Raw genomic sequence first — 26,294 nt, 5'->3', positions numbered from 1 at the left:
ACAGACTGGCGTCCCCCTCGGGCCGCCCTATATTGCCTGCATCCGCTCCGCCGGAATTGAAAGCAAGCGCCGGAGTGTGCGCCATGCGGGCGAGGCCTATCGATGCGACATGATCAATCGAGGACAGATGCGATGAACGTCGCCATTGATACCGCGGATTTCCGCACGCCCGCCGAACGGGATCCGCGCTGGAGCATCCTTCTCAGCCGCGACCCTGCCGCCGACGGCACATTCGTCTATTCGGTGCGGACGACCGGCATCTATTGCCGGCCCACCTGCCCTTCCCGGCTGGCCAAGCCCGTGAACGTCGCCTTCCACGCCACCTGCGAGGAGGCGGAGCAGGCCGGCTTCCGGGCCTGCCGCCGCTGCCGCCCGAACGAGGCGCCGCTGGCGGAAAAACACGCCGCCGCGATCGCCCGGGCCTGCCGCCGCATCGAGAGCGCCGAGGAATTGCCGCCGCTGGAGGACCTCGCCCAGGCCGCCGCGATGAGCCCGTTCCATTTCCACCGTCTCTTCAAGGCGGCGACCGGGCTGACGCCGCGCACCTATGGCGCGGCCCATCGCGCCAAAAAGGTCCGCGAGCAGCTGGCGGACGGCAGGAACAGCGTCACGGAAGCGATCTACGATGCCGGCTTCAATTCGAGCAGCCGCTTCTACGAGCGCTCCAACGACGTCCTCGGCATGACGCCGACCGCCTTCCGCAATGGCGGGACGGATGCCGCGATCCGCTTCGCCGTCGGCGAATGCGCGCTGGGCTCCATCCTCGTCGCCTGCAGTGAGAAGGGCATCTGCGCCATCCTGCTCGGCGAGGATCCGGACAGGCTCGCCCGCGACCTCCAGGACATGTTCCCCAAGGCCCGACTGATCGGCGGCGATGCCACCTTCGAGGACCTCGTCGCCAGGGTCGTCGGCTTCGTCGAGGCGCCGGGCCTCGGGCTGGACCTGCCGCTCGACGTGCGCGGCACGGCCTTCCAGCAGCGGGTCTGGCAGGCGCTGAGGGCCATTCCCTGCGGGCAGACCGCGAGCTATGCGGAGATCGCCAGGCGCATCGGGGAACCCAAATCGGTCCGTGCCGTGGCGCAGGCCTGCGCCGCCAACCGGCTCGCCGTCGCCATCCCCTGCCACCGCGTCGTGCGCACCGACGGCGCCCTGTCCGGCTATCGCTGGGGCGTCGAGCGCAAGCGCCGCCTGATCGAGACGGAGGCGCAGGCGTGACCGTCATATGCGCTAACTTAACTTAGGCGGGTGCAACGCTCGGGTCTCCCTTCCCCTTGCGGGCGCCGCATTTCCTGCGGAAATGTCGGGGGGTAAGGGATGGGGGTCGAGACATAGTCTCGACCGATGAGATTGTCGTCCCGACCCCCACGCGTGACCGTCCGGCATCGGCGGCCGGGGCGAGGCTTCTCACCCCGGCGTGATGCACCGGCCGGAACTTGTCGGTTGATCCGCCGGTCCGGTTCCGGCACCAGGGGACGGTGACCGGATTCGGGAAGCCCCCGTCATCGATCCGGCGGTGAGGAGCAAGATGGTGAAGGTCTACCTGGCCGGCCCCGAGGTCTTTCTGAGCAATGCCCGGATGATCCTGGCGCGCAAGGCCGAACTCGCCCGGGCCGCAGGCTTCACGCCGCTCGTTCCCGGCGACCTCGCCATTCCCGAGACGAACAGCAAGCGCGAGCGGGGCGTGGCGATCAGCGGCGTCAATGAAGGCATGATGCGCCATGCCGACCTGATCATCGCCAATCTCACGCCGTTTCGCGGCATCAGCGCCGATGTCGGCACCGTGTTCGAGCTCGGCTTCATGTGCGGCCTCGGCCGGCCCGTCTACGCCTATACCAACAGCGCGCGCGGCTATTTCGAGCGCGCCCTGCACGACTATTACGGCGGCAGGGTTGCAAAGCGGCCCGACGGTGCGACGGCCGGCCCGGACGGTCTGAGCATCGAGGATTTCGACATGGCCGACAACCTCATGCTCGACGGCGGCATCGAAACGCGTGGCGGCACCTTCGTGCGGCGGCCGGTGCCGGAAGCGGAGCGCTTCACCAATCTGCAGGCCTTCGAGGAATGCCTCGCCATCGCGGCCCGGCGCCATCTCGCCTGAGTCCCGGCGAGCCGGTCCGCGGCCGGCCCTCCGCGAGGCGGCCTTCATGCGCCGCCCCGTCGAGGTTGGCGCGGCGCCTGTTCAGAGTGCCGGCTCGGATATCCTGAACGGAGCCTCTTCGCTCTGCATCGACTGGACCAGCGCGGCGATGTCGATGGTGGCGATGTGGCAGAAGGTATCGGAGACGGCATAGGGCAGGATGATCTGGTCGCCATGCCGCATGCCGCCGCAGGTATAGACGACGTTCGGCACATAGCCTTCGCTGCGCAGCGGGTCCGGCCGGATCAGCGGCTCGCGCAGGCGGGCCAGGATCCTGGAAGGATCGTGCTTGTCGAGAAGCACCGCGCCGATCGAATATTTGCGGATCGGACCGACGCCGTGCGTCAGCAGCAGCCAGCCCTCGTCGAGTTCGATCGGCGAGCCGCAATTGCCGATCTGGACGAATTCCCACGGAAATTCCGGCTTCAGGATGGCTTTGCCGTCATCCCATGCATAGAGATCGTCCGAATAGATGAGATAGAGGTTCTCATTGTCCTGGCGGCCGATCATGGCGTATTTGCCGCCGATCTTGCGGGGGAACAGCGCCATGCCCTTGTTGCGGGCGGCGGCGCCGGTCAAGGGCACCATGCCGAAGGATATGAAGTCCGTCGTCCGTATCAGCTCGGATCGGATCGCCCTGCCGTCATAGGCGGTATAGGTCGCGTAGAAGATCGTCTCGCCGTCCTCCTCGAACGCCACGAAGCGGGCATCCTCGATGCCGTTCGACTGCGACGCGGTCACGGGGAAGATCACGCGCTCGCTGATGACGCAGTCGGCTTCGAAGCTGACCTCGACCTGGTCTCCGTGCGGCGTCGCTATCCGGTCCTGCACCTTCGGAAGCGAGGCGAGGCGCGCCGCCGGCTCGACGGTGACGCAGCCATCGGCGGCGATGGATCCCTGACGGAAGGTCAGCGATGAAATATGTCCCTCGCCGACGGCCCGCAGGCTCAGGATGAAGCTGCTGCCGCCCTCCGGCGCACCGGATTGATCCGGATCGAGGACGATGCTGGGATTGAACAGGGCGGACGCCTCGAAGGAATATTCGTTCAGGAAATAGGCGCCGACCAGCAGGCGCTGCATCGGGCTGAAGACGGCGTGGGCCGCGAAGGCGTCCTCCATCTCCTCCGCCCGCGCTTCGATCACCGCGGGCAGGTTTCGATGGCGCTGTTTGAAATTATCCATGACGTCGGCCAGCTGACTGGCTGCCGTCTCGGCATCGAGCGTCAGGACACGGTCGACGATGTGGTTCGCCCTGGCCTTGTCGATCGGGGTGAAATCGCGGGGTTCGGTCGCCGGCCTGAACGGGCGGACGATGACACGGGCGGGGTCGGGCCGCAGATAGACCGGCTGGCGGCACAGGAGCGAAACATCAGACAAGGCTTCCTCAATTCTTGTGGGGCTTCAGGAGACCGAAGCGCGCATGGCCCGAAGCGATCCGATCTTGTGGCTGTCGCCGGTCTGGCGAGCGAGCTGGCGGATCTCCGCAAGGCTGAGAAGATAGGAGACGACGGATTCGCCGCCGCGATTTTCATTGGCGCGATCGGGATGGAGCCCGTCGCGGCAGCTTCCGGTTTCGGGATCGACCAGGGAGACCCACAGATCGTTGGTGCCGAGGAACCAGGCGAATATCCGGTTGGCCTCGACCTTCCAGTCGGGATTGCCGTCGACGCGCCACGCCTCGGCGCAGGCGGAAATCATCGCGGCGGCCTCGAGCGGCTGCTGGTCGAACGCCTCCGGCTGCACCCTCCTGTCGCCGAAGCTCTTCGAGCCGACAGGCCTGAACACGCCCGCCGAGGTGGTCTGCAGGGCCGCCAGCCAGCGCAGGGAGCGCAGGCCCGCCTCGACATCGGCCGGCGTCGGCAGCGCATGCCCCGTTACGATCAGGGCCTGGCACAGACGCGCATTGTCATAGGCCAGGCCGTCCTCGAACCAGACCCAGTCCTTCGTCTCCGCAGCCGACAGGAGCGCCATCAATCTGGCGGCGAGACGGCGGCGGACGAGATCGGCGGACCGGTCTTCGGGCTCGACGGCGCAGTAGCCGTCCAGGCCCAGCAGCGCGAACGCCCAGGCCCGCGGCGACCGGAAGGCCTCCACCGTCGGCAGGGCCCGGGCGAAGAGATCGGCTGCCCATTGCCGGCGCGACGGGCTGGTATCGCTGCGCGCGCATTCCCCGAGCGCCCAGAGCGTGCGCCCATGGCTGTCCTCCGATCCCGTGTCCTCGAGCCAGCGCCGGTCGAAGCTCATGAAGTTGCGGAACCGCGCGGTGTCGGGATTCCAGGCATGCTGCACGAAGGCGGCGAAACGGGCCGTCAGCGGTTCCGGCAGGCTCTGTTCGCCGGCATTGTTGAGCGCGCAGGCGACCAGCAGCGCGCGGGCATTGTCGTCGACGCAATAGCCGTGGGAACGGTCCGGCACCGAGTGCACCGCATGCTGGAAGAGCCCGGTATCGTCGCACATCGACAGGAAATGATCGGTCTGCATGGCCGGTGCGGCATTGGGCGCGCGCAGCGGAGCGTAATAATCCGGCCGGCCGATGGATTTGGCCCGATATTCGCGCCGGGCCGTCTCGAACAGGCCGAGATAGCGCTCGGCGGTCCGCTCCCACGTCATCGAGCGGCTGCTCGCATAGGCTCGCTTGCGCATCGCCTCGCGCCGCACGTCGTCGGTGAGCAGGCCGGAGATCGCCTCGCCGATGGCGGCGACGTCCCCGAAGGGCACGAGGATGCCGCGCTGATCGGCCAGCAATTCCCGGGCGTGCCAATAGGGCGTGGAGACGACGGCCTTGCCCAGGCCGAAGCTGTAGGCCAGGGTGCCCGACGTCATCTGCGCTTCATTGAGATAGGGCGTGACATAGACGTCGCACATCGAGATGAAGTCGAGCAGCGTCGCCTTGTCGACGAACTGGTCGAGGAAGACGACGTGGTCCTCGATGCCGAGTTCCCGCACGCGGGCCACCAGGCTCTCGCGATAGACTTCGCCGCGGTCGCGCAGGAGATTGGGATGGGTGGCGCCGAGTATGACGTAGACCGCATCGGCCCGGCTCTTCAGGATGGCGGGCATGGCATCGATCATCACCTCGATGCCCTTGTTGGGCGACAGCAGTCCGAAGGTCAGGATGACCGTCCTGCCGCCGAAGCCCAGCCTGTCCTTCACCGCATCGGGTTCGACGAAGGCAAAATCGGGAATTCCGTGGGGAATGACCTCGATCTTGCCGGGCGGCACCCGATAGACGGTGCGCAGCAGCTCCCGTCCCTTTTCGGCCATGACGACGACCTTCGCCGAAGCCGCCACGATCCGGTTGAGGACGCCGCGCTGCACGGGTGTCGGCTCGGCCAGAACCGTGTGGAGCGTGGTCACGACCGGCATGGTCAGCCGCGACAGCAGCGCCATGATGTCGCCGCCGGCCTCGCCGCCGAAAATGCCGAATTCATGCTGGAGCGAAACGAGTTCGACCCGCCTGGCGTTCAGGAATTCAGCGGCGCGGATATAGTCCCCCACCCTGTCGTCATGGATCTCGAAGCGCACGGCAGGCGGGTAGTCATAGCTGTGGCCGCGATCGGTCATGGCGACGATCGACGTCTCCACGCCTGGGCGCGATGTCGAGATCGCCTGCTGCAGGTCGGTCGTGAAGGTGGCGATCCCGCAGCGGCGCGGCAGCGAGTTGCCGATGAAGGCCAGGCGGTCCAACGTAATCATCACAGAACTCCTCTCGGCATCGCACTGGCCGGATCGTGAATGCCGAGCGGCAGGGAAGGACCTCCGACGCGGGATATGCCGTCACCGGCGCGGAGCAGGAGAGACGGCTTCGCATGCGGCGCGGCATAGGCGAGGAGGCCGCTGAGGCCTTGCGGGCCGACTTCGAGGACGACACGATCCTCTTCCAGGAAGAGGGCCTCGCCGATCCGCATCGTCGTCGTCCCGGTCGGAGCGCCGCCCTCGAAGGCGAGGAGCCAGGCCTCGCCCGACGCATCGAGTTCCCACGCCGTCGCCGGCGGGAGATCGACCCGCTCGAGCGCGAAATAGGGATTGGCCACCAGGAGGGTCCTTTCCCCGGAAAGCCGCACGGGGATTGGTTGCGTCGCCGCCGGTCCGGCGTCGGAAACCGCCACGGCGCTGTCGACGTGAAGCTGGCGGTGCCGGCCATAGTCGAACAAGCGGTATGTCGTGTCGCTTCTCTGCTGGATCTCGGCCAGGACGAGCCCCGCTCCGATGGCATGGATGGTGCCGGCGGGAATTGAAACGAGATCGCCCTTCAGGACACCGCGCCACTGAACGAGGTCTTCGATCGAGCCGTCCTCGATCGAAGCGCGCAACTGGGGCGGCGTAAGCCTGCCGGCGAGCCCGGCGGCGACCTTCGCCCCAGGCTCGGCCGAGAGGACATACCAGGCTTCCGTCTTGCCGTGATCGAGGCCGACCGATCGGGCGAAGCTGTCGTCCGGATGGACCTGGATGGAGAGCGGGGCGGTGGTGAACAGGAGCTTGAGGAGAAGAGCGGAGGGCGAGGCGTCCGGGTCGCTGCGCTCGAACCACAATTCGCCGATTGCGGCGCCGTCCTGCAGCTTGCTCCACGGCCGGAGGTCGCGGCTGCCCCATGGCTTGTCCACGACTCGTATCGCAGCATGTTCGATCGTCATGCGGTATCTCCTGATCCTACCGCACGGAACGTTGCCGGAGGCGGCTGTTGGCACACACGTGCGAGGCCCGGCTGACTGCCGGTGGCATCAACGCGTGCGCTGTCGTTGGCCGCGATGCACTCCTTCAAAAGATCTGAATCGGGACATCCTCGCGATGGACGCAGATAGCGGCCTCAGGGGCCGCGATCCGTGTCGTGGAGGGATGCGGACGGCAAATCGGGGCGTCAGCCCTTCTTCTTCGGCGTATTGAAGGTCACGGGCGTCAGGGCTCCCCTGACAAGGCTCGTCGCGACGACCGGTGCGGCGGGCTTGGCGGTCTTTGGCTTGCGGGTCTCGCGATTGCCGCGTTTCTGCTCTTTGGCCATGCCGGCCTCCTATGCGCTCGATCGACAGTAACGCCCGGCGCAGGCAGAGCCCGCGCCGCGGCACGATGATGGTCGCCGGGCCCTAGCGCCGCCGACATGCCGGCCAGACCAGATCCGGTCAGTCCAGGACCTTGAGGTTGTCGGCGGACATCTTGCCGCTCTTGCGATCGGCGACGAGTTCGAAACCGACCTTCTGGCCTTCGCGCAATTCGCTCAGGCCGGCCCGCTCAACCGCACTGATATGGACGAAGGCATCGTTGCCACCATTGTCAGGTGCGATGAAGCCGAAGCCCTTTTGGAAGTTGAACCACTTGACGGTTCCCGATGCCATGGGAAACCCTTTCTTAAACAAAACGTTGCTTGCCCGCGAACTACCGAAGGCCGTCGAAATCGCGTTTTTCAGGAAGAATATTGTCAGCCTGTTCGCAGTTTTCGTGCAAAAAGCTAAGTCATACGACCATCTATCGACGCATTTACCATGAACCTCGTTCAAATGAATTACAAGAATTATTATGATTAAACAAAAATCCCTACGCCGAATTAATTTACGGCCAAACAATTTCTTGGCAAGAACGGCGATGGCTGCACGCCGATCGTCGCTTCGTTGGGCCCATCCGGGGCAGCGATCGGCCGGGAACAGGAGAGATCGCCCCCTATCCCGCGCGGTAAAGACGGGTTAGGTTGATCCCCCATTCAAACGAATAGACAAGATTGCCATGACTTTCCGTACCGGTCTCGTCGACGCTATCGGCCACACGCCTCTCATTCGCCTCAAGCGCGCTTCGGAACTGACGGGCTGCACCATCCTGGGTAAAGCCGAATTCATGAATCCCGGACAGTCGGTGAAGGACCGTGCGGCGCTCTACATCATCAAGGATGCGGTGGCGCGGGGCCGGTTGCAGCCCGGCGGCACGATCGTCGAAGGCACCGCCGGCAACACCGGCATCGGGCTCGCGCTGGTGGCCGACGCCATGGGTTTCAAGACGGTGATCGTCATTCCGGAGACCCAGAGCCAGGAAAAGAAGGACATGCTTCGTCTTGCCGGCGCCGAACTCGTCGAGGTGCCGGCCGTGCCCTACGCCAATCCCAACAATTACGTGAAGGTGTCGGGCCGCCTCGCCGAACAACTCGCGAAGACGGCGCCCGGCGGCGCGATCTGGGCCAACCAGTTCGACAATCTCGCCAACCGGCAGGCCCATATCGAGACGACGGCGCCGGAAATCCTGACGCAGACGGACGGCAAGGTCGACGCCTTCATCTGCTCCGTCGGCACGGGCGGCACCCTTGCGGGCACCGGCATCGGCCTCAAATCCATCGACCGGCGCATCAGGATCGGCGTCGCCGATCCGATGGGCGCGGCGATGTATTCCTGGTTCACCGACCGTGAGCTGAAATTCTCCGGCTCGTCCATCTCCGAAGGCATCGGCCAGAACCGCGTGACGAGGAACCTCGAAGATGCGCCCGTGGATTTCGCCTATCAGATCCCCGACGAGGAGGCCGTGCCGCTCGTCTACGACCTGCTGCTCGAGGAAGGCTTGTGCGTGGGGCTGTCGACAGGCATCAACATCGCGGGCGCCATCCGCCTGGCGCGCGACCTCGGGCCCGGCCATACCATCGTGACCATCCTGTGCGACCACGGCTCGCGCTATCAGTCGAAGCTGTTCAATCCCGAATTCATGCGGTCCAAGAACCTGCCTGTACCGGAATGGCTGGAGCATCGCTCGACGATCGAAGCGCCGCTGGAGCGGGCATGACCATGGCGACGAAACTGCTTTTCCGCGAGGACGCCTACCGCCCATCGACCGCGGCGACCGTGCTCGGCGTGTCGGAACGCGGCATCCTGCTCGACCAGAGCGTCTTCTACGCCATGGGGGGCGGCCAGCCGGGCGATGTCGGCGTGATGACGCTCGGCGACGGCCGGACCATCGCCGTCACCAATGCGGTGTGGAACGACGATGCGAAAACCGAAGTCGCCCATGTCCTCTCGCCGGAAGGACTGCATCCGGCGATCGGCGACCAGGTGGAGCTGGCGCTGGACTGGCCGCGCCGCTATGCCCGCATGAAGGTGCACACGGCCCTGCACCTCCTCTCCGTCGCCCTGCCCTTTCCCGTCACCGGCGGCTCGATCGGAGACGGCGAGGGCCGGCTCGACTTCGACATCCAGGACGCCGGCCTCGACAAGGACGACATCGCCGCCAGGGTCAACGCCATGATCGCCCAGGCCGCCGACGTCACCGAGCGCTGGATCACCGATGCCGAGCTGGACGCCAATCCGGGCCTGGTCAAGACCATGTCGGTGAAACCCCCGCGCGGATCGGGGCAGGTGCGCCTCGTCGAGATCGAAGGGCTCGACCTGCAGCCCTGCGGCGGCACCCATGTCCGCAATACCGAAGAGATCGGCCGCATCGCGGTGACCCAGATCGAGAAGAAGGGCAAGCAGAACCGGCGGGTGCGCATCGTCCTGGCATAGGGCTGCCGCTCCTCCCTGTCGCCCGGCCCCGCGGGATTGCCGGTCATGGCGCCGGCGTGGCGAACGCCGCCGCCATGCGCGTCCTGTTCAGATAGGCGGCACCCCAGGCGAGGACGGCGACCGCCGCCGCGCCGAGCATCGGCAGGCGCAGGCCGTACCGGTCCGCCAGCCAGCCGATCGCCAGCGTGCCGCTGCCGGCCGCGACGCGCCGCAACAGAAACTGCGTGCTCATCACGCGTCCGCGCTGCACATCGCCGACCGACATCTGCAGGAGCGCCAGGGTTCCCGTGCGCCAGGTTTCGCCGGCAAGGCCGTAGAGCGCCATGATCGCCGCGGCGACAGCGAGGCTTTCCGTCAGCATCAACGCCATCACCACGACCGACGAGGCGAGAAACGCCTGCAGGATCGCCGGCGCCGTGGTACGCGCCGCGCCGCCATGTGCGATGCGCAGCGCCGCGAGCGTCGCGCCGAGCCCCGCTGCCGACATCAGGGTGGACATGCCGGCAACCCCGGCGCCGAGCACCTTGTCGGCAAAGGCCGGCAGCAATTGATAGAGCGCGGCCGTGATCGCGTCGCCGACCAGGATCAGGCCGAGCACGGCGGCGATGCCCTTGTGGCGCACGACATGGAGAACGCCATCGACGGCGTCGCCGAGAATCGAGCGGCCGCTGGCCGCCGGCGCGACATGGCCGACGGGCGTGCGCAGGAACGAGGCGGAGATCAGAAAGACGGCATAGCCGACGACATTGGTGGCATAGGCCGCGGCGGCGCCGAAATGGAGGATGATCCAGCCCGCCAGCGCCGGCCCGGCGAAGACCGCGAACTGCGTGAAGGCCGCCGCGACGGCAATGGCGGAAGGCAGCTTCTCGCGCGCGACGAAACGCGGCAGCAGGCCATAGGTCGCGGGAATGCTGAAGCTGTGGATCAGCCCATGCAGGGCGCAGAGCAAAGCGAGGGCCTCGATGGTGAGCAGCCCGCCATAGGCGAGAACCGCCAAGGCGAGCGCCTGCAGCAGAGCCGCGACATAGCTGACCATCATCAGGGTGTAGCGATCGAAGCGATCGGCCAGCACGCCGCCCAGGGGGATGAAGACGAGGTTCGGCGCGATGTCGAGCAGGGCGACGACGGCAAGCCAGGTGGTGGAATGCGTCAGTTCCCAGGCCGTCCACGACACCGCCACCGCCTGCACGAAGAAGCTCAGCCACGACAGCACGGAGCCGACCGCGTAGATGCGGAAATTGCGGTCGGCGAACGCTTCGCCGATGCCGCCGAGCCTTCCGGCAAATCCGCCGCCCGTGCCCACTTTTTCTCCTCTTGCATGTGCCGGCTTCGGACCGGCGGTTGCGACCGGGCACGACCGGCTGCGACAAAGGGCTCAGGCCGCCCATCCTTTCGCCAATTCGAGAGCCTGGCGCTCGAACAGGCCGCGATAGAGGCCGTCGGTGTGGCGGATGAGGCTGGCGTGGTTGCCCTCCTCGATGATCCGCCCCTTGTCGAACACCAGGATGCGGTCCATCGCGCGCACCGTGGAAAGCCGATGCGCGATGACGATGGTCGTCCGTCCTGTCATCAGCCGCTCCATCGCCTCCTGGATCAGATGCTCCGATTCGGAATCGAGGCTCGACGTCGCCTCGTCGAGAATGAGGATGGGCGCATCGGCAAGGAAGGCGCGTGCCAGCGCGACGCGCTGGCGCTCGCCGCCCGACAGCTTGACGCCGCGCTCGCCGACCAGCGTGCCGTAGCCCTTCGGCAGGCGGACGACGAAGTCGTGCGCATTGGCGAGCCGCGCCGCCTGCTCGATCTCGGCCATCGTCGCGCCCGGCCGGCCATAGGCGATGTTCTCGGCCAGGGAGCGGTGGAACAGGATCGGCTCCTGCTGCACGATGGCGATGTTCGCACGCAGGCTCGCCTGCGTGACCTCGGCGATATCCTGGCCGTCGACGGTGATGCGGCCGGCCTTCAGATCGTAGAGACGCTGGATCAGCTTGACGAAGGTCGTCTTGCCGGAGCCCGAGCGTCCCACCAGGCCGATCCTCTCGCCGGCCTCGATCGCGACGGAGAAGTCGCGGTAGAGCGGTTCGGCATGGCCGCCATAATGGAAGGTGACATGCTCGAAGGCGATGCGGCCGGCCGGAACGGCGATGTCGCCGGCGCCCTCCTTGTCCGACACCTCGATCGGCTGGTCATGGAAGGCGACGAGTTCCTCCATGTCGTTGACCGAGCGCTGCAGGTTGCGGATGTGCATCCCGATGTCGCGCAGATAGCCGTGCACGATGGCATAGCTCGTCAGCACCAGCGCGACGTCGCCGGCGCCGGCCTCGCCGCGGCTCCAGAGCAGCAGCACATAGCCGAGCACGAGGGCCCGCAAGGCGAGGAGGAAGACGTTCTGCGCCGTTCCCGAATTGGTGCCGAAGATCCAGGTCCGGGTGGTCCGCGCCCGCCATTTGGCGAGGATGCCCGCGAGCCGGGCGTCCTCGCGCGCCTCCGCGCCGAAGGCCTTGACCACGGCGTTGCAGGAGATCGCGTCGGCCAGGGCGCCGCCCATGCGGGTGTCCCAGCTGTTGGAAAGCCGCGCGGCGGGCGCGACGTAGTTGAGCGACAGCAGTGCCGTTCCGGCGATGAAGAAAGCCGTACCGGCCAGCACGATGGCGCCGAGCAGCGGCCAATGCGCCGCCAGCACCACGGTCGAGCCGAGAAGCACCACGATCGAAGGCAGGAGGGCGAGGAGCAGGGTGTCGTGCAGGAGGTCGAGCGCCCACATGCCACGGGTGATGCGGCGCACGGACGAACCGGCGAAATTATTGGCGTGCCAGTCGGTGGAGAAGCGCTGCAGCCGCGCGAAGGCGTCTTCCGCGACCTGCGTCATCACCGCCGTCGTCATCCGGGAGATGGCGAGAAAATAGGCCTGGCGGCAGCCGACGGCGACGGCGGCGAGCGCCAGCATGGCGCCGAGGGCGCGCCAGGCCCCCGCCCCCGCGCCCGGCCCCCGGGCGACGGCGTCGATCATGCTGCCCGCATAGATGGGAATGACGATCTCGCTCAGCGTGGCGATGGAAACGCCGGCGACGATGGCGGCGACGAGATTCTTCTGGCTGCGCCAGTGCCGGACGGTGAAGGCCAGCACGGAAAGGATCGCGTGCCTGCCCGCCTTGCCGGGGGACTGAGTCATGGTGACAACCGGCGCGCGAAACGCCGTCTCCAGGGGAAAAGCCGACGGCTCTGCGAGACGCGCTTTTCTATGTATCGAGGGGGGATTCGGTTGGGAGAGAAACGCTCCGCTTAGCGGGCCTGAATCTCTGACGGTCGTACGAAGGACGACACGCGACGGGAGCTCATAGACATTTTCATATGACCCTCCCTTTCCTCAATGGACGCCTACGCCAAAGTTAGGCGCAGCGCCAGCTTTGCGCAACCGAAAATTTCCGGGAAAGTTTCGGGGAGCCGGCAGTCCCGTCCGCGCTCCCGGGGCGTCAGGCCGTCTTGCGCGCCTTCTTGCGGCCGCCCGTATAAGGCCAGGCGAGCCTGAAACCGAGCACCATCAGCACGATGGTGGCATAGACCAGCGGCTCGACCAGCCAGACCTTCTTGATCATGATGAAATGCAGCGCGCCCAGCGCGACGGCCGCATAGACCAGCTTGTGCAGCTTGGCCCAGGCCTTGCCGCCCATCTCGCGGATCGACCAATTGTTCGAGGTGATCGCCAGCGGCACCAGGATGACGAAGGCGGCCATGCCGATGGTGATGTAGGGCCGGCGCAGGATATCGGTGAGGGCGGCATGCAGATCGAGGCCGCGATCGAGCACGACCCACACAGAGAGGTGCATCAGCACATAATAGAAGCTCAGCAGGCCGACGGCGCGGCGATAGCGCAAGAGGTTGATCCTGAAGAGCTGGCGCAGCGGCGTGATGCACAACGTGGCGATCAGCAGGCGCAGCGCCCACAGGCCGAGCCCCCATTCGAGCTGGGCGACCGGATCGGCGCCGATCTGGTCGGTGAAGGCGAGATAGAACAGCCAGGCGGCCGGCAGCAGGCCGGCGACATAGACGAGGATGCGGGGAATGTTCGGCACTGCGAAGCGCGGCCCGCTGCCGGTCCTGGCCGATGCCGTGCTCATCAGAAATTCGCCCTCAGATCCATGCCGCTATAGAGCTGGGCGACCTGGTCGGCATAGCCGTTGAACATCAGCGTCTTCTGGCGCCCGGCGAACAGGCCGGCCCCGATGCGCCTTTCGGTCGCCTGGCTCCAGCGGGGATGATCGACCTGCGGATTCACGTTGGAGTAGAAGCCGTATTCCTGCGCGTTCTCCATGTTCCACGAGGTCGCCGGCTGCTTCTCGACGAGGCTGATGCGCACGATCGACTTGATGCCCTTGAAGCCGTATTTCCAGGGCACGACGAGGCGGAGCGGCGCGCCGTTCTGGGCCGGCAGCGTCTCGCCATAGAGGCCGGTCGCCAGGATGGCGAGCGGATGCATCGCCTCGTCGAGGCGCAGCCCCTCGACATACGGCCAGGTGAGCGCGGGGAAGAAGGCGCTCTGGCCCGGCATTTCGGAGGGGCGCACCAGCGTCTCGAAGGCCACATATTTGGCGCTGCCCTGGGGATCGGCGCGCTTGATCACCTCGGAGAGCGGAAAGCCGAGCCAGGGAATGACCATGGACCACGCCTCGACGCAGCGATGGCGGTAGATGCGCTCCTCGATGGCGTAGTGCTTGACGAAATCCTCCAGCGCGAAGGTCCCGGGCTTGTTGACGAGGCCGTCGACCTTGACGGACCACGGGCTCAGCGTGAGCTTGCCGGCATAGGCCGCCGGATCGGCCTTGTCGGTGCCGAACTCGTAGAAATTGTTGTAGGTGGTGATGTCCGACAGGCTGCTGGGCTTGTCCGTCGTCGAGTAAGGGCTCTTGATGCCGGCGAGCGGCGCCGCCGCGGCGGCGGCCGGCAGCAGAGCCGCGCCGAGAGCCGCACCGGCGCTGCCGATGAGGAAGCGCCGGCGGTCGAGATAGGCTTCCCTTGGCGTCACATGCGCTTCTGTGAGGTCGGGGGCATTGCGGATGAGCATGGCGTTTCTCGCGATTTTCAGCGGGTGCTTACCTCGTCATATACGCGCGGCGGCGGCACACGTTACATAACGATCGCGTCAAAAGCGCCGCCGATTGCGTGAAGCCTCCCGTGAACGGCCGGATGCGGACAATTATTCGGCTTCTTCCAGGCTGAAGGTTTCCGATTGCTCGTCATAGGAGAAGAGTTCGGCATAGCGCGACCATGCGATCGCCGCCTCCAGGGTCTCCTCCGCATAGCTCTCGCTCATATGATCCTCGAGCTCGTTGCGGAAGCGGGCCGCCGGCGCGGCGTGGCTCGGACGTTCGTTCAGCACGCGCAGGATGAGGCCGATCAGCGGTACATGGGCGATGAGCTGCCCGGCGAAGAGCTTCTTGCGCTCGTCCGTCTCCAGGCCGGCGAAGCGCTTGCCGGCCTCGGTGAGGAGGATGTCGCCCTCGCTGAGGGAGGCGAGGCCGAGCAGCTGCAGCGTCTCGCCGAGGTGGAAGAGTTCGTCCGCTTCGAGCTGGAGCGCCCCGGCGAGGTCGGGCAGGTCGGCCCGGCCGTCATAGGGCGGGCCGGCGAGCGCCTCGATCAGGCCGGCCATCAGGTTGGTGGAGACGGCGTTGAGGGACATGCCGACGCCGCTCTCACCCACGCCGGCGGCCGCCGGCAGAAGCGGCTCCGGCCGTTTGGTCATCAGCGCATAGATGGTCTCGACCAATTGCCGGAAGGCCGGATCGAGCCGGTTGCGGGGATGCGGCAGGTCGACTTTCAGTTCGCGTGCCACGCGGCCAGGATTGGAGGAGAAGACGAGGATGCGGTCGCACATCAGCACCGCCTCCTCGATGTTGTGGGTGACGATCAGCACCGACTTGATCGGCAGCCGGCCTTCCATCCACAGGTCGATCATGTCGGTGCGCAGCGTTTCGGCCGTCAGCACGTCGAGCGCGGAGAACGGCTCGTCCATGAGCAGGAGATCGGGGTGGACGACGAGGGCGCGGGCGAAGCCGACGCGCTGGCGCATGCCGCCGGACAATTCCTTGGGATAGGCGTTCTCGAAGCCGCCGAGGCCGATGAGGTCGATCGCGGCGAGGGCCCGCTCGCGACGCTCGGCCCGCTCGACCCTCTGCGCCTCCAGGCCGAGCTCGACATTCTGCAGCACCGTCAGCCAGGGAAACAGCGCGAAGGACTGGAACACCATGGAGATGCCGGGCGGCGGCCCGTCGATCGGCTCTCCCCGCCAGAGGGCCTTCCCCGCGGAAGGCTCGATCAGGCCGGCGATGATCCGCAGCAGGGTCGACTTGCCGGAGCCGGAACGGCCGAGAAGGCCGACGATCTCGCCGCCGCTGATGGCGAGGTCGACGTCGTCGAGGACGACGACATCGCTGCCGCTGCCTTTCTTGAAGGAACGGCTGACCTTGGCGATATCGATGAGCGGGACTTTCGAGGGTTGGTCGAGCATGGGTCCTGTCTCCGCCAGGTTTCGCTGCAACAAAGGTCTAGTGGGCTTCGCTCATGCTTCGATCGAGCCCGATCCGGGAGGCGTCGCGGATGCGGAGCCATGACGGACTGACGGCCGATGACATCCGAGGCGGAAGAGCACGGCATCCTCGACGGCCGCGCGACTGCCGTTGCCGGCCTTTCGACGCAGAATTGGGAGGCCCGCACCGCAAGCGGGCAGAAGGCGATTGATCATCTGTCGAAACATGGCGCTGCAGGAGGCTGCCGGCACCGCTTTGCCACGCGGTGTGTGACGGATTCAAGACAACCAAAGCGGCGCGGCGCGAATTCGCCCTCCCCGCCCGGCGAGGCAGGGCGTGTCAGATCATGCCGCCCTTGGTCTCGGCTGCACTTCGATGGTGACATGCGAAAGGCTGGGAAAGCCGGCCAGCCTTCGGCGATAAAAGCCCGGCTCGTGCGGCTCCGGCGTCGAGACGGAGAGGATCGCCCCGATATGGCCGGGTCCCAGGCGCCACAGATGCAGGTCGGTGACCCGGTCGCCCCCCGTCTCCATGGTCGCACGGATGGCATCGGCCATGCCGCGATCCGGGATCATGTCCATCAGGATGCGGCTGGTGTCGCGGATCAGCGTCCAGGACCAACTGACGATCACCGCCGCGCCGACGAGGCCGGCGACGGGATCCATCCATGCCCAGCCGAATATCCGGCCGAGCAGGAGGCCGATGATGACCAGCACGGAGACGGCCGCGTCGGCGACGACATGGGCAAGGGCCGAGCGCAGATTGTTGTCGTGCTGGCCGGCATCATGCGCATGCTCGGCGAAGCCGACGACGTGGTCCTCCCCGTGCAGCCGCACATGTACCGTGAACGCATGCGGTTCGGGAATCGCATCGGCCGATTCGAGAAAGCCGTCCCTCTGCACGAGCGCGAAAACCTGCCGGGCGCCGTCAGGGCGCAGGGTCTCGATCGTGGCGCCGGGAGCGCCGGGCAATGCGCCGCCCTGCGGGCGAAGGCGAAAGCGGGGCGGCACGCCGTCCTCGAAGATGCTCAGGACCAGCGGTCCCGCCCCCGTCTCGATGCGGCGGGTCTCGTCGTCATGGTGGTGGGCGCCGTGGCCATGAGGATGCTCATGCCCGTGATGATGATGGTGCCCTCCGCTCAGCAGCCAGGCGCTGGCGATATTGACCGCGAGACCGACCGAGGCGATCAGGATCGCCTCGGCATAGTCGATGGGGATGGGAGCGAGCAGCCGGTTCAAGGCTTCGTAGGCGATGAGCACCGCGATCATCGCCAGGACGATGGCGCTGGTATAGCCGGCGAGGTCGCCGAACTTGCCGGTGCCGAAGGTGAAGCGCCGATCCCTCGCATATCGCCGCGCGTAGCGATAGGCGAGCGCCGTCAGCAGCAGCGCGCCCGCATGGGTCGACATGTGAAGGCCGTCGGCGACGAGCGCGATCGAACCGAACAGGGCGCCGCCGACGATCTCCGCCGCCATCATCGCCAGGCACAGGACGATGACGGCCCAGGTCCGGCGCTCGTTGCTGTCATGCTCTGCGCCGAGGAAGACATGATCGTGCCCGACTTCCTGCATCGAGGCTGAGAGGCTCATTTCAGATAGCTCCTGATGACGTCGATCAGATGTTCGGCGGCTTCGCGGCTCGCCGCCCCGGCCTGGTCGGGATTCATGATGTGATCGCGGACGTGATCCTCGATGACCTCCGCCATCATGCCGGCGACCGAGCCGCGGACGCCGGCGAGCAGATGCATGACCGGATCGCATCCGATCTCGTTTTCAAGCGCGCGTTCGATGGCGTCCACCTGCCCGCGTATGCGCCGGATCCGGGCCAGGAGCTTCTGCTTTTCATGGATGGTGTGAGTCATGCGGCCCTCATAGCATAGGGGGGGAGGGTATAGGCGGCGGCCGGAGGAGGCAAGCGGCAGCCCGGCCCAGGGTCTTCGTAGCCGGGGTCGATAGGGGGCGCGCACAGCGACGTCAGGGCAGCCGGCGGGGAGGCCGAACCGTGTGGGCCTTCGGGAAAAATCAATCCGGCCGGCGAGTCACAGCGCGGGAATGTCGCCCTTGGCCCAGGCTTCCCGGGTCTCGGCGCGGAAATCCGCAAAGCGGCCGGCAGCGATGGCGGCGCGAAGGCCGGCCATCAGGTCCTGGTAATAGGCGAGGTTCACCCAGGTCAGCAGCATCATGCCGAGGATCTCGTTGGCCCGCGTCAGGTGATGGAGATAGGCGCGGCTGTAGTCGCGGGCGGCCGGGCAGGAGGAGGCTTCGTCGAGCGGCCTGTGGTCCTGCGCATGGCGGGCGTTCTTCAGGTTGATCTTGCCGAAGCGCGAGAAGGCGAGCCCGTGGCGCCCTGCCCGGGTCGGCATCACGCAGTCGAACATGTCGATGCCGCGCGCGACGCTTTCGACGATGTCGTCGGGCGTGCCGACTCCCATCAGATAGCGCGGCCTGGCCTTGGGCAGGAAGGGCTCCACCGTCTCGATCATCCGCAGCATGACGTCCTGCGGCTCGCCGACCGCAAGGCCGCCGATGGCGTAGCCGGGGAAATCCATGTCGGCGAGGCCTGACGCCGAAGCGATGCGCAGGTCCGGAACGTCGCCGCCCTGCACGATGCCGAAGATCGCCTTGCCGGGCTGCGAGCCGAAGGCGCGCTTCGAGCGTTCCGCCCAGTCGAGCGACAGGCGCATCGCCCGTTCGATATCGACGCGGGTCGAGGGCAGCCGCACGCATTCGTCGAGCTGCATGATGATGTCAGAATCGAGCAGGGTCTGGATCTCGACGGACCGCTCCGGCGTCAGGCGATGCGAGGATCCGTCGATATGGCTCCTGAACGTGACGCCGTCCCTGTCGAGCTTGCGCAGCCCCGAGAGCGACATCACCTGGAAGCCGCCGGAATCGGTCAGGATCGGCCCCTGCCAGCGTGAGAACGCATGCAGCCCGCCCAGCGCCGCGACGCGCTCCGCGCCCGGCCTGAGCATGAGGTGATAGGTATTGCCGAGGATGATGTCGGCGCCGAGGTCCCTGACCTGGTCGACATACATCGCCTTGACGGTGCCCGCCGTGCCGACGGGCATGAAGGCCGGCGTGCGCACGACGCCGCGCCCGAGCTCCAGGGCGCCCGTGCGTGCGGTGCCGTCCTGGGCATGGACTGAGAAGGAGACGCCGGGGGAAATCGTCATCGCAGGCTTTCGGTCAGGATTCGGCGCGCCAGAGCAGGCTGGCGTCGCCGTAGGAATAGAAGCGATAGCCCTGCCCGATCGCGTGGGCGTAGGCCTTCCTCATCGTCTCGTAACCCGAAAAGGCGGAGACGAGCATCATCAGGGTCGAGCGCGGCAGGTGAAAATTGGTCATCAGCGCATCGGCCGTGCGGAAACGGTGGCCCGGCGTGATGAAGATCGACGTCTCGCCCGCGAAGGGACGGACGAGGCCGTCCGCGGCGACCGCGCTCTCGAGGAGGCGCAGCGACGTGGTGCCGACGGCGACGATGCGCCCGCCCCTCGCCTTCACCGCGTTGAGGATCGAGGCGGTCTCGGGAGCGATGACGCCGAATTCGGCATGCATCCGGTGATCGTCGAGATCCTCGCCCTTCACCGGCAGGAAGGTGCCGGCGCCCACATGCAGCGTCAGGAAATGGCGGGAGACGCCGGCCCGGTCCAGCGCGTCGAACAGGGCGGGCGTGAAATGCAGGCCCGCCGTCGGCGCGGCGACCGCCCCCTCGGCACGGGCATAGACCGTCTGGTAGTCCTGCCGGTCCCGCTCGTCCTCGGGGCGCTTCGACGCGATATAGGGCGGCAGGGGAATATGGCCCCTTTCGGCGATGGCGACGTCGAGGTCGGCACCCGACAGGGAGAAATGCAGGATCACCTCGCCGCCTTCGCCCTTGGCTTCCACCCCGGCCGTCAGCGCCCCACCGAATTCGACGATGTCGCCGATCGCGAGGCGCTTGCCCGGACGGGCGAAGGCCTTCCACCGCGCCGGCCCGATGCGCTGGTGCAGCATGGCCTCGATCGCGGCGCCGGCCCCGCCGGGCCGCCGGCGGAGGCCGTCGAGGCGGGCGGGAATCACCTTGGTGTCGTTGAAGACCAGGGCGTCGCCCGGCCTGAGGAGCGCCGGAAGCTCGCTGACGACATGGTCGGCGAAGGGGTCGCGGGCGGACGGATCGACCCGGAGAAGGCGAGCGCTGTCGCGCGGCTCGGCGGGGCGAAGCGCGATATTCTCCGGCGGCAGGTGAAAATCGAAATCGGAAACACGCATGGATTGGTCCTGGGACCGCCGGCCCCTGCCGCGCAGCGGTTGAGTGCCGGCGGGAAGCCGGCGGTCCCGGGTCTTGCGATCTTACGCCGCGTCGGCCAGCACGCGCATGGTCACGATCTTGTCGGGGTTCTTCACCGGCTCGCCGCGCTTGATCTTGTCGACATTTTCCATGCCTTCGGTGACCTGGCCCCAGACCGTATACTGATTGTCGAGGAAGCGGGCATCGCCGAAGACGATGAAGAACTGCGAATTGGCCGAATTCGGCATCGACGAGCGGGCCATGGAGCAGATGCCGCGCACATGCGGCTCGGCATTGAACTCGGCCGGCAGGTTCGGATGGGAGGAGCCGCCGGTGCCGGTGCCGTGCGGACAGCCAACCTGCGCCATGAAGCCGTCGATCACGCGATGGAAGACGATGCCGTCATAGAAATGCTCGCGGGCGAGCAGCTTGATGCGTTCGACATGCTTGGGGGCGAGATCGGGACGCAAGGCGATGACGACGCGGCCCTGCGTGGTTTCCATGACAATCGTGTTCTCGGGATCGGCGGCCATTGGCGCGCTCCTTTCTGATCGTGCGAAGCGTAGTGGGAAGAAGGCTCAGATAATGCGGTCCGAGCCGAATTGCTACCCGCCAACAGCGGGACAGGGCGAACCGCCTTACTTGGCACCCGTCGCCATCTGCATCTTGATGATCTTGTCGGGGTCGGTGACCATGCCGTTATTGGCTTCATCGCCCTTCTTGAGCTTGTCGACGGCGTCCATGCCGCTCACCACCTGCCCGACGATGGTGTACTGGCCGTCGAGGCTCGGCTGCGGCGCATACATGATGAAGAATTGCGAGTTGGCCGAATCGGGATCGGAGGAACGCGCCATGCCGACGGTGCCTCGCACGAACTTGGTCTTGTTGGTGAACTCGGCCTTGATGTCCGGCAGGTCCGAACCGCCCGTGCCGGTGCCGGTCGGGTCGCCTGTCTGGGCCATGAAGCCGTCGATCACGCGATGGAAGACGATGCCGTTGTAGAAGCCGCGCTTCACCAGCGTCTTGATCTGCTGGACGTGATGGGGCGCGAGATCCGGGCGCAGCTTGATCGTCACGCGCCCGTACTGGGTTTCGAGATAGACCGTGTTCTGTGCGTCGGCGGGCGCGGCCTGTGCAGGCGCTGCGGCGAAAAGGCCGATCGTCATGACGGCCAGGATGGAGAAGAGGCGTAGCAAGGACGGGCTCCTTCAGGAAGGGTATGGCGCGCTGCCCGAGGGCGGCGGACCGGATGGCGGGGAAGGCGATCACGCAGTCGGCTTCGAGAACCGGGCCTTGAGACGGCGCAAGGCCCCTGCCGGCACGAAACCGGAAACGTCGCCCCCCATCGACGCGATTTGCCGCACAAGCGTGGCCGTGATGGGGCGCACGATGGGCGAGGACGGCAAAAACACGGTTTGCACGCCGGGCGCAAGCGCCGCATTCATGCCGGCCATCTGCATTTCGTAGTCGAGGTCCGTGCCGTCCCTCAGCCCGCGTATGAGCAGCGTGGCGCCGGCGCGCCGCGCCGCGTCCACGGCGAGATCGGCAAAGGTGACGACCTCGAGCCGGTCGGTGCCGATGATGGGCCCACAATCCTCGAGGATCATCGCGGCGCGCTCCTCGGCGGTGAAGAGCGGCGTCTTGCCGGGATGGACGCCGATCGCCACCACCAGCCGGTCCGCGACCGCGCTCGCATGACGTATGACGTCGACATGGCCGTTGGTCAGCGGGTCGAAGGAACCGGCATAGAAGGCGATGCGCGGACCGGCGCTGTTGGAACACATGAAGGTCTCCGGCGGGTTTCGAGTTTTCCTGGCGAGCGATCCAAAGGGCATGCGCAGCCCCTCAATCCGCGTCCTGTGGCGTCGATATGTTCCGAGTGGCAAGTGACGCGAAGGACAGGTTGGTTAATTTTTGTTTGATGCCGCGCAAGGCGCGGCACTTTTGTTGACGATAGACGTTATGTACCCGCGAAACGAATGAAAACTAGTCCCCGTGCGCTGTTGACCGGCAACCGATGGTCGAGCATCGACTTGAGATCCCGCCGAGGCCCTCACCGCATAGTGTGACAAAGCGCACAGCCGATCACGCTGGGTTGATGGTTAATGAGTAGTAAGAGAGTTGAGCAAGACACATATATCGGCAACCTGACACAAGGATGCACCCCGATGACATCCCTTCGCCCTGCCTTGGCAATCGGCGCCAGCCTCTTCGTTCTGGCCGGAGCTTCGCTGCTCGACGTTGCGCGCATGGAACCGCAAGCGGCAAGCGTGCGCGGCGACCGGCAGGCCTCGGTCGACACCACGCCTGGCTGCGCGCGGGATTCCCTGATCGCCGCTTGTGCGGGAACCCAGGGAAATGTCGCCGCCATGCGGCCGGCGACATCGATCCAGGTCTTCGAAAGGCCGGGTGAAACCATGCTGGTTCGCGTGAAGCTTGGCAACTGATTTCCGGCCGCCCCGCCGGGCGCGCCTTCCCCTCTCCAAGACCGGCCTGCACGCTCCCAGCGCATGACCGGAACTCCAGGCGGCTTCCGCAAGGAAGCCGCTTTTTTCACGGATGTCCTGCCGGGCGGGCGGGAGCCTATTCCTCGCCCACTTCCTCCTCGCCTTCATCGCGCACGCGTTCGACGGAGACGACCTTCTCGCCATCGGCCGTATCGAAGACGATGACGCCCTGAGACCCGCGGCCCACCGTGCGGATGCCATGGACCGGGCAGCGGATCAGCTGGCCGCCATTGGTGACCAGCATGATCTGGTCCGAATTCTCCACCGCATAGGACGAGACGAGCCGGCCGTTGCGCTGGTTCACCGCCATCGCGACGATGCCTTTGCCGCCGCGTCCGGTGATCCGGTACTCGTAGGAGGAGGTGCGCTTGCCGTAGCCGTTCTCCGAGATGGTGAGGATGAACTGCTCGGCCGCCGACAGTTCGGCGTAACGCTCGGTCGAGATCTCGACCGGCCCTGCCACGGCCTCCTCGGCATCGTCCACCGCCGGCTCGGCGCCGTCGACCTCGCCCGAGACGGCACGGCGCATCTTGAAATAGGTGGCGCGCTCGTCCGGGGAAATCTCCCGGTGGCGGATGATCTCCATGGCGATGACGCTGTCGTCCTTCTCGAGGCGGATGCCGCGCACGCCCATGGAATCGCGGCCCTTGAACACGCGCACGTCCGGGACCGGGAAGCGGATGCACTGCCCGAGCGCCGTGGTGAGCAGGACATCGTCCTGCTCGGTGCAGATGGAGACGTCGCGGATCTGCTCGCCCTCCTCCAGCTTCATGGCGATCTTGCCGGCGCGGTTGACCTGGACGAAATCGGACAGATCGTTGCGCCGCACCGTACCCGACGTCGTCGCGAACATGATGTGCAGCGTCGACCACTGGTTCTCGTCTTCCGGCAGCGGCATGATCGAGGTGATGCGCTCGTCCTGCTCGATCGGCAGGAGATTGACGAAGGCCTTGCCGCGGGCCTGGGGAGCCGCGAGCGGCAGGCGCCAGACCTTCTCCTTGTAGACGCGTCCCTTGGAGGAGAAGAACAGCACGGGCGTATGCGTGTTGGCGACGAAGAGCGAGGTGACGAAATCCTCCTCGCGGGTCTGCATGCCCGAGCGTCCCTTGCCGCCGCGGCGCTGGGCCCGGTAGGTCGACAGCGGCACGCGCTTGACGTAGCCGGCATGGCTGACGGTGACGACCATGTCCTCGCGCTGGATCAGGTCCTCGTCCTCGAAATCGGCGTCGGAATCGAGGATCTCCGTCCGGCGCGGCGTGGCATGATGCGCCTTGATCTCCTCCAGCTCGGTGCGGGCGATCGCCATGATGCGGGCGCGCGAGCGCAGGATGTCGAGATAGTCGACGATCTGGTCGGCGAGCTTCTTCAACTCGTCCCCGATCTCGTCGCGGCCCAGAGCGGTGAGGCGCTGCAGGCGCAGGTCGAGGATGGCACGGGCCTGGACTTCCGACAGCCTGTAGGTGCCGTCGGGATTCATCGGATGCTTGGGATCGTCGACCAGCGCGATGAGCGGCTCGATGTCGCCGGCCGGCCAGTCGCGGCCCATCAGGGATTCGCGCGCCGTGTTCGGGTCGGGGCTGGTGCGGATGATGCGGATGACTTCGTCGATATTGGCGACCGCCGTGGCCAGGCCGCACAGCACATGGGCCCGTTCCCGGGCCTTGCCGAGCAGGAAGCGGGTGCGCCGGCTGATCACCTCCTCGCGGAAGTCGACGAAGGCGGCGATGAAATCCTTCAGGTTGAGGACTTCCGGCTTGCCGCCGTTGAGCGCCACCATGTTGGCGCCGAAGCTGCTCTGCAGGGCGGTGAAGCGGTAGAGCTGGTTGAGCACGACCTCGCCGACCGCGTCGCGCTTCAGCTCGATGACCAGGCGCATGCCCTGCCGGTCCGATTCGTCGCGAACCTCGGAGATGCCCTCGATCTTCTTCTCCCGCACCAGTTCGGCGATGCGCTCCTGCAGCGTGGCCTTGTTCACCTGATAGGGAATGGCGGTGACGACGATGGCGTCGCGATCCTTGCGGATCTCCTCCACCGTCGCCGTGGCGCGCATGATGATGGAGCCGCGGCCGGTCTGATAGGCCGAACGGATGCCGGAGCGGCCGAGGATGGTGGCGCCGGTGGGAAAATCGGGACCAGGGATGATCTCTATGAGGTCATCGATCGTCACGCCGGGATTTTCGATATAGGCGAGGCAGCCATCGATGACCTCGCCGAGATTGTGCGGCGGGATATTGGTCGCCATGCCCACGGCGATGCCGCCGGCGCCGTTGGCGAGCAGGTTCGGGAACCGCGCCGGCAGCACCATCGGCTCCTGGAACTCGCCGGAATAGTTGTCCTGGAAATCGACGGTGTCGTTGTCGATGTCGTCGAGGATGGTCAGCGCCACCTTGGCGAGGCGCGCCTCGGTGTAGCGTTCGGCCGCCGGCGGATCGCCGTCGACCGAGCCGAAATTGCCCTGCCCGTCGATCAGCGGCACGCGCATGGAAAAGTCCTGCGCCAGGCGGACGAGAGCGTCGTAGATGGCCTGGTTGCCGTGCGGATGGTATTTACCCATGACGTCGCCGACGACGCGGGCGGATTTCTTGTAGGGCTTGTCCGGCGTGAAGCCGTTTTCGTGCATGGTGTAGAGAATACGGCGATGGACCGGTTTCAGCCCGTCACGCACGTCCGGGAGAGCGCGGCTCACGATGACGCTCATGGCGTAATCGAGATAGCTGCGCTTCATTTCATCCGTGATGGAAACCATCCGGATATCGGACGGTTCGCCGTCACCCGGCTTCTTGTCATTCTCGTCGGTCAACACATCGCCTCGAACAGATTCCGATCGCTCGTTCTAGCCCATTCCAAAGAGTCGCACCACAACAGCGTCGCCCGGCGCCGGGCTCCGAATTCAGGTTGAGAAGAGCCTGACGAGAGGGGTGGGAGGGCTGCCCGGCAACCGCAGGCGACGTTCACGGTGATTGGATCTTCCCCGCCCTATCCGAAAACCACGGCGTACATCAGGCGGCCGGGCAGCAGGGTGAATATGCCGGCGCCGATCAGCGCGAAGAAGAAGAGGACCAGCATCAGCCGGCGATGGGCCGCGATCCGGCCGTGGCGGGCCAGCCACACCGCGCGCGGCAAACCGACGAGGGTCAGCATCGAAAGGAGATGGATCGGGCTGAACGGCCCGACGAGACGGATCTGGTGGATCCAAAAACTCGACACGGCCAGCACGGCCATCAGCCAGACCCAGACATAGCCGACGGCGCGATGGCGCGGCGTGCCCTTCGGCATGGCGAACTGGGCGAGACCGAGCAGGAACGCCCCGGCCGCGGCGGCGACATGCAGCTGGATGACGGCCGGAGCGGCGAGAAGCGGTTCGAGCGTCATCGTCCCTCCCGATTCGATC

24 protein-coding genes are annotated in these 26,294 nt (G+C 66.3%); 5 read left to right on the top strand and 19 right to left on the bottom strand.

Features of this window, described 5'->3' with window-relative positions; all coding sequences use genetic code 11:
- Positions 1-132: 132 nt before the first annotated feature.
- Both ada and J3R73_RS13140 read left to right on the top strand, forming a co-directional pair.
- Positions 133-1,215, top strand: a complete 1,083-nt coding sequence (gene ada, locus J3R73_RS13145) for a bifunctional DNA-binding transcriptional regulator/O6-methylguanine-DNA methyltransferase Ada (protein ID WP_307427430.1) — start codon at positions 133-135, stop codon at positions 1,213-1,215.
- Positions 1,216-1,525: 310 nt separating this feature from the next.
- Positions 1,526-2,098: a nucleoside 2-deoxyribosyltransferase gene (locus J3R73_RS13140; protein WP_307427427.1), complete on the top strand. Its 573-nt coding sequence runs from the start codon at positions 1,526-1,528 to the stop codon at positions 2,096-2,098.
- An 81-nt stretch (positions 2,099-2,179) separates the two neighbouring features.
- Here the strand turns inward: J3R73_RS13140 and J3R73_RS13135 are convergent, their stop codons facing one another.
- The 5 genes from J3R73_RS13135 to J3R73_RS13115 all read right to left on the bottom strand — a co-directional run bounded on the left by J3R73_RS13135 (position 2,180) and on the right by J3R73_RS13115 (position 7,467).
- Complete coding sequence (locus J3R73_RS13135; RefSeq protein ID WP_307427424.1) at positions 2,180-3,514, bottom strand: glycoside hydrolase family 130 protein; 1,335 nt, start codon at positions 3,512-3,514, stop codon at positions 2,180-2,182.
- 24 nt (positions 3,515-3,538) lie between these two features.
- On the bottom strand, positions 3,539-5,833 hold the full coding sequence (locus J3R73_RS13130) for a glycosyltransferase family 4 protein (RefSeq protein ID WP_307427421.1): 2,295 nt from the start codon (positions 5,831-5,833) through the stop codon (positions 3,539-3,541).
- Positions 5,833-6,771, bottom strand: a complete 939-nt coding sequence (locus J3R73_RS13125) for a class I mannose-6-phosphate isomerase (protein WP_307427418.1) — start codon at positions 6,769-6,771, stop codon at positions 5,833-5,835. The genes J3R73_RS13130 and J3R73_RS13125 overlap by 1 nt, the downstream gene beginning before the upstream one ends.
- Positions 6,772-6,995: 224 nt before the next feature.
- The gene (locus J3R73_RS13120; RefSeq protein ID WP_307427416.1) at positions 6,996-7,136 is read right to left on the bottom strand and encodes a hypothetical protein; all 141 of its coding nucleotides are present in this window, start codon (positions 7,134-7,136) and stop codon (positions 6,996-6,998) included.
- A 118-nt stretch (positions 7,137-7,254) separates the two neighbouring features.
- A complete protein-coding gene (locus J3R73_RS13115; RefSeq protein WP_307427414.1) occupies positions 7,255-7,467 on the bottom strand; it encodes a cold-shock protein in 213 nt (70 codons plus the stop codon).
- Between the two features lie 385 nt (positions 7,468-7,852).
- Between J3R73_RS13115 and J3R73_RS13110 the strand changes: the two genes are divergently transcribed.
- Positions 7,853-8,890, top strand: a complete 1,038-nt coding sequence (locus tag J3R73_RS13110; protein WP_307427411.1) for a cysteine synthase A — start codon at positions 7,853-7,855, stop codon at positions 8,888-8,890.
- Between the two features lie 2 nt (positions 8,891-8,892).
- Positions 8,893-9,606 carry an alanyl-tRNA editing protein gene (locus J3R73_RS13105; protein WP_307437317.1) on the top strand — a complete coding sequence of 238 codons (714 nt, stop codon included), beginning with the start codon at positions 8,893-8,895 and terminating at the stop codon, positions 9,604-9,606.
- 43 nt (positions 9,607-9,649) lie between these two features.
- On the opposite strand, the gene J3R73_RS13100 is transcribed toward J3R73_RS13105, so the two are convergent.
- From J3R73_RS13100 to coaD, 12 genes are all read right to left on the bottom strand, one after another.
- The gene (locus J3R73_RS13100) at positions 9,650-10,909 is read right to left on the bottom strand and encodes an MFS transporter (RefSeq protein WP_307427409.1); all 1,260 of its coding nucleotides are present in this window, start codon (positions 10,907-10,909) and stop codon (positions 9,650-9,652) included.
- 72 nt (positions 10,910-10,981) lie between these two features.
- Positions 10,982-12,775, bottom strand: a complete 1,794-nt coding sequence (locus tag J3R73_RS13095; RefSeq protein WP_307427407.1) for an ABC transporter ATP-binding protein — start codon at positions 12,773-12,775, stop codon at positions 10,982-10,984.
- A gap of 301 nt (positions 12,776-13,076) precedes the next feature.
- Positions 13,077-13,721 (bottom strand): protein-methionine-sulfoxide reductase heme-binding subunit MsrQ, encoded by a 645-nt coding sequence (msrQ, locus tag J3R73_RS13090; RefSeq protein ID WP_307427404.1) that lies wholly within the window; start codon positions 13,719-13,721, stop codon positions 13,077-13,079.
- Complete coding sequence (gene msrP, locus J3R73_RS13085; protein WP_307427401.1) at positions 13,721-14,665, bottom strand: protein-methionine-sulfoxide reductase catalytic subunit MsrP; 945 nt, start codon at positions 14,663-14,665, stop codon at positions 13,721-13,723. Before msrP ends, msrQ begins: the two co-directional genes overlap by 1 nt.
- 132 nt (positions 14,666-14,797) lie before the next feature.
- A complete protein-coding gene (locus J3R73_RS13080; RefSeq protein ID WP_307427397.1) occupies positions 14,798-16,108 on the bottom strand; it encodes an ABC transporter ATP-binding protein in 1,311 nt (436 codons plus the stop codon).
- A gap of 363 nt (positions 16,109-16,471) precedes the next feature.
- Positions 16,472-17,716, bottom strand: a complete 1,245-nt coding sequence (gene dmeF, locus J3R73_RS13075; RefSeq protein ID WP_370879902.1) for a CDF family Co(II)/Ni(II) efflux transporter DmeF — start codon at positions 17,714-17,716, stop codon at positions 16,472-16,474.
- The gene (locus tag J3R73_RS13070; RefSeq protein ID WP_307427393.1) at positions 17,713-17,988 is read right to left on the bottom strand and encodes a metal/formaldehyde-sensitive transcriptional repressor; all 276 of its coding nucleotides are present in this window, start codon (positions 17,986-17,988) and stop codon (positions 17,713-17,715) included. Before J3R73_RS13070 ends, dmeF begins: the two co-directional genes overlap by 4 nt.
- Before the next feature lie 177 nt (positions 17,989-18,165).
- Positions 18,166-19,302 carry a tRNA guanosine(34) transglycosylase Tgt gene (gene tgt / locus J3R73_RS13065; RefSeq protein ID WP_307427390.1) on the bottom strand — a complete coding sequence of 379 codons (1,137 nt, stop codon included), beginning with the start codon at positions 19,300-19,302 and terminating at the stop codon, positions 18,166-18,168.
- Positions 19,303-19,315: 13 nt separating this feature from the next.
- On the bottom strand, positions 19,316-20,377 hold the full coding sequence (queA, locus tag J3R73_RS13060) for a tRNA preQ1(34) S-adenosylmethionine ribosyltransferase-isomerase QueA (protein WP_307427386.1): 1,062 nt from the start codon (positions 20,375-20,377) through the stop codon (positions 19,316-19,318).
- A gap of 81 nt (positions 20,378-20,458) precedes the next feature.
- Entirely contained in the window at positions 20,459-20,929 is a 471-nt protein-coding gene (locus tag J3R73_RS13055; RefSeq protein ID WP_307427383.1) for a peptidylprolyl isomerase, read from the bottom strand.
- A 105-nt stretch (positions 20,930-21,034) separates the two neighbouring features.
- Complete coding sequence (locus tag J3R73_RS13050; protein WP_307437309.1) at positions 21,035-21,562, bottom strand: peptidylprolyl isomerase; 528 nt, start codon at positions 21,560-21,562, stop codon at positions 21,035-21,037.
- Positions 21,563-21,661: 99 nt separating this feature from the next.
- Positions 21,662-22,180, bottom strand: a complete 519-nt coding sequence (gene coaD / locus J3R73_RS13045) for a pantetheine-phosphate adenylyltransferase (RefSeq protein WP_307427380.1) — start codon at positions 22,178-22,180, stop codon at positions 21,662-21,664.
- 384 nt (positions 22,181-22,564) lie between these two features.
- Here coaD and J3R73_RS13040 point away from each other — a divergent pair, with 384 nt between their 5' ends.
- The gene (locus J3R73_RS13040; RefSeq protein WP_307427377.1) at positions 22,565-22,843 is read left to right on the top strand and encodes a hypothetical protein; all 279 of its coding nucleotides are present in this window, start codon (positions 22,565-22,567) and stop codon (positions 22,841-22,843) included.
- Positions 22,844-22,979: 136 nt separating this feature from the next.
- On the opposite strand, the gene gyrA is transcribed toward J3R73_RS13040, so the two are convergent.
- Positions 22,980-25,649 (bottom strand): DNA gyrase subunit A, encoded by a 2,670-nt coding sequence (gene gyrA / locus J3R73_RS13035; protein ID WP_370880082.1) that lies wholly within the window; start codon positions 25,647-25,649, stop codon positions 22,980-22,982.
- Positions 25,650-25,879: 230 nt separating this feature from the next.
- Positions 25,880-26,275 (bottom strand): DUF2306 domain-containing protein, encoded by a 396-nt coding sequence (locus J3R73_RS13030; protein WP_307427370.1) that lies wholly within the window; start codon positions 26,273-26,275, stop codon positions 25,880-25,882.
- Between the last annotated feature and the right edge of the window lie 19 nt (positions 26,276-26,294).

This window comes from Labrys monachus (assembly GCF_030814655.1).
GTDB classification, from domain to species: domain Bacteria; phylum Pseudomonadota; class Alphaproteobacteria; order Rhizobiales; family Labraceae; genus Labrys; species Labrys monacha.
This window is presented reverse-complemented; position numbering and strand designations above follow the sequence as displayed.

What these genes read in the sequence shown, in the direction of transcription:
- ada (WP_307427430.1), top strand. Translation starts at nt 133, where the DNA reads ATGAACGTCGCCATTGATACCGCGGATTTCCGCACGCCCGCCGAACGG.
- J3R73_RS13140 (WP_307427427.1), top strand. Translation starts at nt 1,526, where the DNA reads ATGGTGAAGGTCTACCTGGCCGGCCCCGAGGTCTTTCTGAGCAATGCC.
- J3R73_RS13130 (WP_307427421.1), bottom strand. Translation starts at nt 5,833, where the DNA reads ATGATTACGTTGGACCGCCTGGCCTTCATCGGCAACTCGCTGCCGCGC.
- J3R73_RS13125 (WP_307427418.1), bottom strand. Translation starts at nt 6,771, where the DNA reads ATGACGATCGAACATGCTGCGATACGAGTCGTGGACAAGCCATGGGGC.
- J3R73_RS13120 (WP_307427416.1), bottom strand. Translation starts at nt 7,136, where the DNA reads ATGGCCAAAGAGCAGAAACGCGGCAATCGCGAGACCCGCAAGCCAAAG.
- J3R73_RS13115 (WP_307427414.1), bottom strand. Translation starts at nt 7,467, where the DNA reads ATGGCATCGGGAACCGTCAAGTGGTTCAACTTCCAAAAGGGCTTCGGC.
- J3R73_RS13110 (WP_307427411.1), top strand. Translation starts at nt 7,853, where the DNA reads ATGACTTTCCGTACCGGTCTCGTCGACGCTATCGGCCACACGCCTCTC.
- J3R73_RS13105 (WP_307437317.1), top strand. Translation starts at nt 8,893, where the DNA reads ATGGCGACGAAACTGCTTTTCCGCGAGGACGCCTACCGCCCATCGACC.
- J3R73_RS13095 (WP_307427407.1), bottom strand. Translation starts at nt 12,775, where the DNA reads ATGACTCAGTCCCCCGGCAAGGCGGGCAGGCACGCGATCCTTTCCGTG.
- msrQ (WP_307427404.1), bottom strand. Translation starts at nt 13,721, where the DNA reads ATGAGCACGGCATCGGCCAGGACCGGCAGCGGGCCGCGCTTCGCAGTG.
- msrP (WP_307427401.1), bottom strand. Translation starts at nt 14,665, where the DNA reads ATGCTCATCCGCAATGCCCCCGACCTCACAGAAGCGCATGTGACGCCA.
- J3R73_RS13080 (WP_307427397.1), bottom strand. Translation starts at nt 16,108, where the DNA reads ATGCTCGACCAACCCTCGAAAGTCCCGCTCATCGATATCGCCAAGGTC.
- dmeF (WP_370879902.1), bottom strand. Translation starts at nt 17,716, where the DNA reads ATGAGCCTCTCAGCCTCGATGCAGGAAGTCGGGCACGATCATGTCTTC.
- J3R73_RS13070 (WP_307427393.1), bottom strand. Translation starts at nt 17,988, where the DNA reads ATGACTCACACCATCCATGAAAAGCAGAAGCTCCTGGCCCGGATCCGG.
- tgt (WP_307427390.1), bottom strand. Translation starts at nt 19,302, where the DNA reads ATGACGATTTCCCCCGGCGTCTCCTTCTCAGTCCATGCCCAGGACGGC.
- queA (WP_307427386.1), bottom strand. Translation starts at nt 20,377, where the DNA reads ATGCGTGTTTCCGATTTCGATTTTCACCTGCCGCCGGAGAATATCGCG.
- J3R73_RS13055 (WP_307427383.1), bottom strand. Translation starts at nt 20,929, where the DNA reads ATGGCCGCCGATCCCGAGAACACGATTGTCATGGAAACCACGCAGGGC.
- J3R73_RS13050 (WP_307437309.1), bottom strand. Translation starts at nt 21,562, where the DNA reads ATGACGATCGGCCTTTTCGCCGCAGCGCCTGCACAGGCCGCGCCCGCC.
- coaD (WP_307427380.1), bottom strand. Translation starts at nt 22,180, where the DNA reads ATGTGTTCCAACAGCGCCGGTCCGCGCATCGCCTTCTATGCCGGTTCC.
- J3R73_RS13040 (WP_307427377.1), top strand. Translation starts at nt 22,565, where the DNA reads ATGACATCCCTTCGCCCTGCCTTGGCAATCGGCGCCAGCCTCTTCGTT.
- gyrA (WP_370880082.1), bottom strand. Translation starts at nt 25,649, where the DNA reads ATGGTTTCCATCACGGATGAAATGAAGCGCAGCTATCTCGATTACGCC.
- J3R73_RS13030 (WP_307427370.1), bottom strand. Translation starts at nt 26,275, where the DNA reads ATGACGCTCGAACCGCTTCTCGCCGCTCCGGCCGTCATCCAGCTGCAT.